Genomic DNA, 7,695 nt, shown 5'->3' with positions numbered 1-7,695 from the left:
CGGCAGTGCCGACGAAATGGGCAAGAACCTGGGCGACGACCTGCGCGAGGGCAAGGCCACCCTGCCCCTGATCGCGGCCATGCAGCGCGGCACGCCGGAACAGGCCGCCATCATCCGTGAGGCCATCGAGGCCGGCTCTGTCGATGCGCTTGCCGCCATCGTCACCATCGTGCGCGACACCGGCGCACTGGAGATTGCGCGGGCCGCCGCCGCGGCCGAGGCCCAGCGCGCCATCGACTCCCTGGCACTGCTTCCGCGCAATACGCATGCCGATGCGCTCCACCAGTTGGCAGCGTCGCTGCTGACGCGGAGGCACTGACCCAGCGACATTGAAGGAGAGGTCTCCATGGAAAGCGCCAAGCTACCGCAATTCATGACGCAAGCGCTACCAGGCGCTTCGGTCTACCTGATCGTGACGGCCGTCTCGGTCCTTTGGCTGGTCCTCCTCTACTTGCGCTCCAAACCCAAGGGCCTGCCTCTGCGCCTGGCTATCTATCCGGTGGTGCCTTTGATCTGGATGGCCCTCTTCGCGCAGCGCGGTGCGCTGGACCCCAGCCTGCGCGAGGTCGTTGAGCGCGCCACCTTCATGGGCCTGGCGATGTGGGCGCTGCTCACCGGGGTTTGGCTCCTGGGCAGCTTGCTGCGCAACCACAGCATCATGGACATCGCCTATCCCCTGACACCCTGGGCAGGCACGGCTCTGGGATGGCTGCAGTGGGGCGCCAGCCGAGATCCACAGGTCTTGCTGCTTCTGGCGTGTGCCACCGTCTGGGCCTGGCGGCTGTCCGGCTACCTTGCTGTGCGCTACCTGCCACATGGGGAGGAGGCGCGCTATGCCCGTTGGCGTGAGCGCGGTGGATCGACCTGGTGGTGGTGGTCTTACTTTCAGATCTACCTCACCCAGGGCGTCCTGGTCTGGATGTGGACCTGGCCGCTGGCGCTGGCAATTGGATCGGACTCGGGCACCTCGGGCTGGACCTGGCTGGCCCTGGCCGCATGGCTTGTCGGCTTTGGCTTCGAGGCCTTCGGCGACTGGCAGATGCACCGCTTTCGGACCCATCCCGCCAACAAGGGCCAGGTGATGGACCGCGGGCTGTGGGCCTGGTGCCGGCATCCCAACTACTTTGGCGAAGCCATGATTTGGCTCGCCTATGGCTTGTTTGCGCTTGCCACGCCTTGGGGCTGGTTGGGCTTGCCCATGGTCGCCACCGTGTTCTGGTTCATGAACCGCGGATCGGCCCTGAGTATGACCGAGCGCTACATGCTCAAGACCAAACCGGGGTACGCGGACTACATGGCGCGTACGCCCGCGTTCTTTCCGAGGCCTCCCGCCTGGAAGTCCCAGTCAGACTGAACGGGTGGGCCGGAAGACCGGTCAGAGGTGGCTACTGAGTCGTAGGCAGCGTCATTGGTGATGAGCCCGGCGCTAGGGGCCATGCCGCTGTTGAACATGACATCGAAATTGCCGATGGAGGCGTTACCGCCATTCAAGGCGCTAATCACCTACCGCTCTGGCCGGCAAGCTCAGCAGAGCAGATATCATCCAGCCAATGGATGTCAACTTGCTGCTTTTCCTTGTCCCGATCGGCAGCGTCGCGTTCTTCATGCTGGTCGAGAAACTGGCGCTGAGCCACCGGATCGAACAGCAGAAAGTTCTGCCGATTTTTGCAATTCAAGGCCTGAACATCGCGCTGTCTCTTGGCTTGTCGGCAGGGCTCTTGGTCCCCTTCGTGATGCTGGTCGCCCCTTTGCAGGTGTTCAGCTTCTCTGACTGGCAAGTGCCGATGTGGGTGAGCTTTACCGCGAGCATTCTTTTTCTCGATTCAGTGCACTATTTGCTGCATTACCTGAGTCACAAGATTCCTTTGCTCTGGCGGCTTCATCGCCTGCACCACAGCGATACGAAGGTGGACGCCCTCACGACATTTCTGCACCACCCGTTGGAACTGGCGCTGACATTTTTTGTCGTGGTACTGGCTGCGGTGCTTTTTGACGTGCCTACCGTGGTCCTCGCCGTCTATTCGGCCATCTTTGCAGCGCATGCAGCGTTTACCCATATCAACTATGAATTACCAGAGAAGGTCGACAGAATCTTGCGCTGGTTCATTGTGACGCCGAATCTCCACCGACTTCACCACTCTCAAGATTTAAGGGAAGGAAATTCAAACTTCGGGGCCATCTTCACGTTCGCGGATCACGTCTTCAGTACTTTTCTCCGCGCACAAAAAGGGCCCGCTAGCGCTCGGTTCGGCATCTCGAAAAAGCAATCACCGCGAGCCAACTCTCTCAACTCCTATTTACTCAACCCTCTCAAGTAGAGATACCAAAAAACCAATGAGAAAATTTAATTCAATCATCGCCGCCTTGCTACTCCTACTTGCAGGAAATACATCTGCAGGCCTAGCGGTTCTTCCCTCTGCGGTTTACAGCAGTGCAAGCCAAAATCAAGTCAGAGGCTATGCGGGACTGTCTTGGACCTTAGGCGGTCAAAAATCGGCGCTCCAGCCTGATTTGGTTGTGGGCATCCGTTCCCTGAAAGTCAGCTCCAGCGACAAAGTCACCAGCGGCGTAGACGTTAGCGCCCGCTTCAAGTTTGTCGGTGGCGTGGCCTATGACAGCGCTCGCCTCAGCTATGTCGGTGGGAACCGGGATCTGCTGGCGCATGTTGGATTTGGCTACTCCAGTTCAAGCAAGTCCTACCTGGCCACCGTGGCCGGGCAAGGCCCATTCAGCCGGATAGGCCTCGACTACGAGCTCACCAATTCCAGGCTGGTTCCCTACCTGGATCTGATCACTTTAGGAAAGCCGAAAAAGGTCGAACCAATAACCACGTATGAATGCCCGGTAGGAGCATTCCTGCATACGTCCGGCAACTGTATACCCGCGCCCGTTTAACTGAGTCTGCGGCACCACGAGCTTCTGAGAGCCCTCTCCCGAGAGGGCTTTTTCACTCAGGCGAACTGAAGATTGCATGGCCCCGCCGCTCACAGGGCAAGCGGATGGGGCTCGAACCGGTTTCAGCCAGAGTTCATTTTGAACATTCGCTTTGGGCAGACCCGAGAGGGCAAGGCCCACGAAAGCGGCCCGCCGCCGGGAAGAGTTGTGTGTGCTGCTGCTCTACAATTAAAAGGAGAGTGGTGGCAGCAAAGCGCTTCACCGTACGACGCCATCCGAAGGGAATGACATGAGCACAGTAAAGGCCTGCCTGGCCCAAAAACCCCAACGCCTCATCCAAGTTTCGTCGACCGATTCGGTCTACCAAGCGCTCGAATTGATGAAGACGAACCGTGTACGCTCGATCCTGGTGATCGACGCGGACAAGCTGGTCGGTATCGTCTCCCAGGGCGACTGCGCGATCCGAGCCTTTCTGGCCGGGCTTGATGCCAAGACGACCCCGGTCGCGGCCATCATGACCGCCAACCCCATGACGGTAAAACCCGGCGACCCGATGGAGCTGTGCATGGGCGTCATGGCCACGAAGAATATTCGTCACCTGCCGGTGGTCGCGCAAGATCAGGTGGTGGGCGTGGTGTCCATCGGTGACGTGGTCAAGCAGATGATGACCGACCTGGGCGAGCATGTCTCCTTCCTCGAGACCTACATCAAGGGCCACAGCGTTTAACGCTGCATTCGCATTAATTTCCGAATTCGGGTCGGCGCTGCGCTGACTCAGACAGTGGTTCACCCCAATAGCCGACAGAGATTTCCAATGGGAAAGTACCAGAGCCCTATCCGTCGGCTCAATGCGCCGACGCTCAGAAGCAATTGAACTGGAGACGAAAAATGCAAAGCAGACGCGGCATCTTGTTGGCTGGTCTTTCGGCAGCCTGCGCGCCTGTCGTGGCCCAGTCTACGGCCTCAGCGCCCCCCGCTCTGGTCAAGCTGCTGATTGGCGCGCCCCCGGGCGGCGCCGGCGACACCTTCTTGCGGCGACTCGCGGACAAACTACGTGGCAGCTACGCGCCCAACGTCGTCGTCGAGAACAAGACCGGCGCTGCTGGCCAGATTGCGCTGATGGCCGCCCGCGAAGCGTCACCGGATGGCAGTACGCTGCTCATGACGCCCTCGACCTTCTTCTCGGTCTACCCCCACTCCTACAGCAAACTTCCCTATACCACCAAGGACTTCGAACCACTGTCGCTGCTGGCCTATACCAACTTCGGTCTGGCGGTCGGCCCGCAGGTGCCCGAGAGCGTGAAGACTTTCAAAGACTTCTTGGCCTGGTCCAAGGGCAACCCGGACAAGGCCACCTACGGTTCTCCAGCGCCCGGCTCGGTCCCGCATCTGATTGTCGCCGCCGCGTCCCAGCACTTCGGAGTGCCTCTGCGCCACGTGCCCTACCGTGGCTCGGTGCCCGGCATCCAGGACCTGCGTGGTGGCCAGATCGCCGCCATGTCCTCCCCTATCGGAGCGCTGCTTCCGCACATCGTCCCCGGCGGCGTGCGCGTGCTGGCGGTGACCGGGTCAGGCCGCAGCACCTTGCTGCCACAGGTGCCCACTTACCAAGAGCAGGGCCTGCCCATCATCGGGCGAGAATGGTTCGGCCTATTCCTTCCGGCTGGCGTCAGACCCGAGCTGCTTGCCCGCGCCAATACCGCGGTGCGCCAGGCCTTGCAGCAACCAGACCTCATTGATGCCGCAACGAAGCTCGGCCTGGAAGTCGCCGGGTCCTCAGGAGCGGAGCTGCAGGAGTTGATTCGCCAAGATAGCAAGGAGTGGGAGGTCTGGGTCAAGCGCCTGGGTTTCACTGCAGAGTCCTGATGCGCCGCGAATTCGAGGTGGCCGCCGGCGAGGACGCCGACGCTAGCCATCGCACCTATGAGCGGCTGCGGGGCGCTTGCCCAGTGGCCCACACCGATGCCCTGGGCGGCTTCTGGATGCTCACCCGCCATGAGGATGTGGCCCGCGTGGCGGCCGATGCGGGGCACTTCACCACCCAGGTACAGAACGTCGTGCCCAAGGTCGCCTACACCGGCAGGCGTCCGCCCTTGCACCTGGACCCGCCGGAGCACACCCCCTATCGGGCCGCCCTCAACCCTTTGCTGGCGGCCGACCGCGTCGCGCCTCTTGAGCCGGTGGTGCGCGAGTTGGTACGCGCGGAGTTGCAACCCCTTCTCGCACGCGGCAGCGGCGACCTCTGTGGCGAATGGTCGGCACGTTTTCCGGTGCGCGCGTTTGCCCGCTGGATGAATTTGGATGCCATGCTGGAGGCGCAGCTCATGTCTGCAGGCCCAGAGTTCATTCGCTCGGTCCAGGCCTTTGATAACGCGGCCATGAAAGACACCAGCCTGGTCCTCTATGACATGGCCCGCACCTTGATCCGCCAGCGTCAGCAAGAACCCCTTTCGGTGGACGATGACCCGGTCAGCGCCCTGCTGGCAGTCCGTCTGCCGGGGCCGGACGGTCAGGGCCTGTCGCTTCCTGAGGAGATGATCGTGGGTACGGTTCGCCAGGTGCTGGTGGTAGGCATCGTCGCGCCCATGGTGATGATGGGCAGCATCGGCCTTCACCTCGCGCGGCACCCGGAGCTTCACGAGCAACTGCGTAGCGACCTGTCCCTGTTGCCCGCGGCGGTGGAGGAGTTCTTGCGCCTCTATACACCGTATCGGGGCTTCGCCCGCACCGCGCGGGAGGACACGAAGATTGGCGGCTGTCCGGTGGCGGCGGGCGAAGCCATCGCCTTGACCTACGCCAGCGCTAATCGCGACGAGCGGTTGTTCCCTGATCCGCATGCGTTCATCCTGGACCGACCCCATATTGGGGAACACCTGGCCTTCGGCCGCGGCCCGCATTTTTGCGCCGGCGCCCATTTGGCCCGGCTGGAGTTGCGCGTAGCGCTAGAGGAGCTTTTGACCTCGACGCGCCGCATCGAGGTGGCCGGCGCAGTGGCTTGGTGCCCCTATCCGGAGATCGGTCCCTATTGCCTGCCAGTCAAGCTGGTGGCCTGAGCAGCGATCGCGGCGGTCCCTCTTTGATTGATGGGCCTGGGCGTTTCCGAGCCAGTCATCGCATGATCCCGCAGAACCTAGGATGAGTGGACCCTATAAATTTTCTCGGACGCGGCGACCGCAATGAAGCCGCCGGCAACACGAACCAAGCGCCCCGACCGCGCGCCAGCCCTGCGCCGGGTGAAAGTAAAGCAGGTGAGCAGCAGACCTTTGCTACAATCCCACCCTTCAATCGGGGTGTAGCTTAGCCTGGTAGAGCGCTACGTTCGGGACGTAGAGGCCGGAGGTTCGAATCCTCTCACCCCGACCAAGATTCTTCTTTTTAAATGAAGCACTTACAGGCTCCCCTGTCGAGTGCTTTTTTTATTCCCCCAACGCATTCCCTGCCCATCGGCACTTCCGAGGGGAAAGGCCGATGTCGGCACCAAACCCGTCAGTGGTAGACGCTACTTGCTCCTGCGAAGCTGCCATCCGGCAGGATCGGCGGGCTCACGAAACGGAATCTGAGGGCTTAGGTTCGCAGCGGGACCGCCCGAGCAACTCTCTCTTCGCCTCGCCGTCTTGGCAAGGGGGACGGCAACACGTCGTGTCACCGAGCCGACGCCACATGCCGCGCAAAGTTGTCGAGGATGGCTTGCCAGCCCTCGCGCTGCTGTTCTTCGGGGTGCAGGGTTTCAGGGTCGAAGGACACGGTCACGCGCACGCCGGTGGCCTCCTGGGCAAACGCCACTCGGGCAGTTCGGTCGCCAAATTGATATTCGATCAAGGCCTGGGGCACCACTTGGGTGTATTGGCCGGCAAAGTCAAACCCGAAAGAGCCGTCTTTGGCTTCCATGCGCGAGGAAAAATGTCCGCCAGGGCGCAGGTCTACCGTGGCTTGAGTGGTGTGCCAGTCTGAGGAGGCGGCGTTCCAGGCCTTGATGTCCTCGGGGCTGGTGTAGGCGCGCCACACCTCACTCAGGGGTGCGAGTGCCAGGGTGGAGACGGTGATTGTCATGGCTTGTCCTCTCATGAGGAAAGTGGATCTGAGGTGCCCAGTCTTGCAAACCCACGAGTGCCGGCACAGCGGCTTCGTGGTCTGGCGTGTAGGGCGGCCGCTACGGAATGCCCCCCTCGGCCGGGTGAAAAGCCGAGAGGGTCCTGCGCGCAGGATACCGCGCTCCGCGCGGATCAAAGAGGCCTGATTACTGGGCCGTCACGGTCATATCGAAGGGACCGTTGCCGAACTTGGTCACCCGCGTAGGCGTCGCGCCACTTTGCGTGGAAATTTGAGCGCCCTTGCTATTGTTGTAACCCAAGACGATGCTGGAGGTGGCATCGGTCACGGTCACGCCGCCTGAGGGCAGCGTCATGATGCCAACCACGCGCTTGGCCCCGCCAATCGAGTTGACAGTTTGCGTGGTGAGCAATTTGCCATTGGTATCGAGCACGTAGGCGTCGAGCGTTGAGGCGCCGCCCGCCGTCGTGGGCAGGTTGACAAAGGAATTCGTGAAGCCGGTTCCACTACCGATACCCGAATCGTCCATCAGCGAGTTGTAGAGACTGCTGGTGGCACCCACGCTCGCTCCACTCGGAGCAGAGGCTCCGCACTCGGTAGCGGCCGGAAAGGGGCCTGAAAAGTTGTTCGCGAAGTTATAGGTCGTTTCCGCTTTGGACCAGCAATATGCCCCCGTGGTCGAGCCGTTCGCGTCTGCCATGGTCGAACCGAACTGCACAGTCGCTTGGATCTTGACCTCCGGGTCTACTT

9 protein-coding genes and 1 tRNA gene are annotated in these 7,695 nt (G+C 61.6%); 8 read left to right on the top strand and 2 right to left on the bottom strand.

Annotated elements, in window-relative coordinates; translation table 11 throughout:
• The 8 genes from QE494_RS10530 to QE494_RS10495 form a co-directional block, all read left to right on the top strand.
• A partial coding sequence (locus QE494_RS10530) for a polyprenyl synthetase family protein (protein WP_300043154.1) occupies window positions 1-319 on the top strand: 319 nt, incomplete at its 5' end.
• 27 nt (window positions 320-346) lie between these two features.
• Window positions 347-1,354, top strand: a complete 1,008-nt coding sequence (locus QE494_RS10525) for a DUF1295 domain-containing protein (RefSeq protein ID WP_300043152.1) — start codon at window positions 347-349, stop codon at window positions 1,352-1,354.
• A 196-nt stretch (window positions 1,355-1,550) separates the two neighbouring features.
• Window positions 1,551-2,318 carry a sterol desaturase family protein gene (locus tag QE494_RS10520; RefSeq protein ID WP_300043150.1) on the top strand — a complete coding sequence of 256 codons (768 nt, stop codon included), beginning with the start codon at window positions 1,551-1,553 and terminating at the stop codon, window positions 2,316-2,318.
• Window positions 2,319-2,334: 16 nt separating this feature from the next.
• On the top strand, window positions 2,335-2,895 hold the full coding sequence (locus tag QE494_RS10515) for a hypothetical protein (RefSeq protein ID WP_300043148.1): 561 nt from the start codon (window positions 2,335-2,337) through the stop codon (window positions 2,893-2,895).
• Window positions 2,896-3,184: 289 nt separating this feature from the next.
• Window positions 3,185-3,622, top strand: coding sequence for a CBS domain-containing protein (locus tag QE494_RS10510; protein ID WP_300043146.1), 438 nt, complete (start codon window positions 3,185-3,187; stop codon window positions 3,620-3,622).
• Between the two features lie 161 nt (window positions 3,623-3,783).
• Entirely contained in the window at window positions 3,784-4,761 is a 978-nt protein-coding gene (locus QE494_RS10505; RefSeq protein WP_300043144.1) for a tripartite tricarboxylate transporter substrate-binding protein, read from the top strand.
• Complete coding sequence (locus QE494_RS10500) at window positions 4,761-5,948, top strand: cytochrome P450 (RefSeq protein ID WP_300043142.1); 1,188 nt, start codon at window positions 4,761-4,763, stop codon at window positions 5,946-5,948. The genes QE494_RS10505 and QE494_RS10500 overlap by 1 nt, the downstream gene beginning before the upstream one ends.
• A gap of 233 nt (window positions 5,949-6,181) precedes the next feature.
• Window positions 6,182-6,258 (top strand) — tRNA-Pro (locus QE494_RS10495).
• A gap of 279 nt (window positions 6,259-6,537) precedes the next feature.
• Here QE494_RS10495 and QE494_RS10490 read toward each other — a convergent pair.
• Window positions 6,538-6,945: an SRPBCC domain-containing protein gene (locus QE494_RS10490; protein ID WP_300043140.1), complete on the bottom strand. Its 408-nt coding sequence runs from the start codon at window positions 6,943-6,945 to the stop codon at window positions 6,538-6,540.
• Between the two features lie 187 nt (window positions 6,946-7,132).
• Window positions 7,133-7,695: hypothetical protein (locus QE494_RS10485; protein ID WP_300043138.1), on the bottom strand; the 563-nt coding region annotated here is incomplete at its 5' end.

Source organism: Ramlibacter sp. (genome assembly GCF_029866045.1).
Taxonomy (GTDB): domain Bacteria; phylum Pseudomonadota; class Gammaproteobacteria; order Burkholderiales; family Burkholderiaceae_C; genus Ramlibacter.
Note: the sequence above shows the minus strand (reverse complement) of the source record. Positions and strands in the feature narration are given on the sequence as shown.

What these genes read in the sequence shown, in the direction of transcription:
- QE494_RS10525 (WP_300043152.1), top strand. Translation starts at nt 347, where the DNA reads ATGGAAAGCGCCAAGCTACCGCAATTCATGACGCAAGCGCTACCAGGC.
- QE494_RS10520 (WP_300043150.1), top strand. Translation starts at nt 1,551, where the DNA reads ATGGATGTCAACTTGCTGCTTTTCCTTGTCCCGATCGGCAGCGTCGCG.
- QE494_RS10515 (WP_300043148.1), top strand. Translation starts at nt 2,335, where the DNA reads ATGAGAAAATTTAATTCAATCATCGCCGCCTTGCTACTCCTACTTGCA.
- QE494_RS10510 (WP_300043146.1), top strand. Translation starts at nt 3,185, where the DNA reads ATGAGCACAGTAAAGGCCTGCCTGGCCCAAAAACCCCAACGCCTCATC.
- QE494_RS10505 (WP_300043144.1), top strand. Translation starts at nt 3,784, where the DNA reads ATGCAAAGCAGACGCGGCATCTTGTTGGCTGGTCTTTCGGCAGCCTGC.
- QE494_RS10500 (WP_300043142.1), top strand. Translation starts at nt 4,761, where the DNA reads ATGCGCCGCGAATTCGAGGTGGCCGCCGGCGAGGACGCCGACGCTAGC.
- QE494_RS10490 (WP_300043140.1), bottom strand. Translation starts at nt 6,945, where the DNA reads ATGACAATCACCGTCTCCACCCTGGCACTCGCACCCCTGAGTGAGGTG.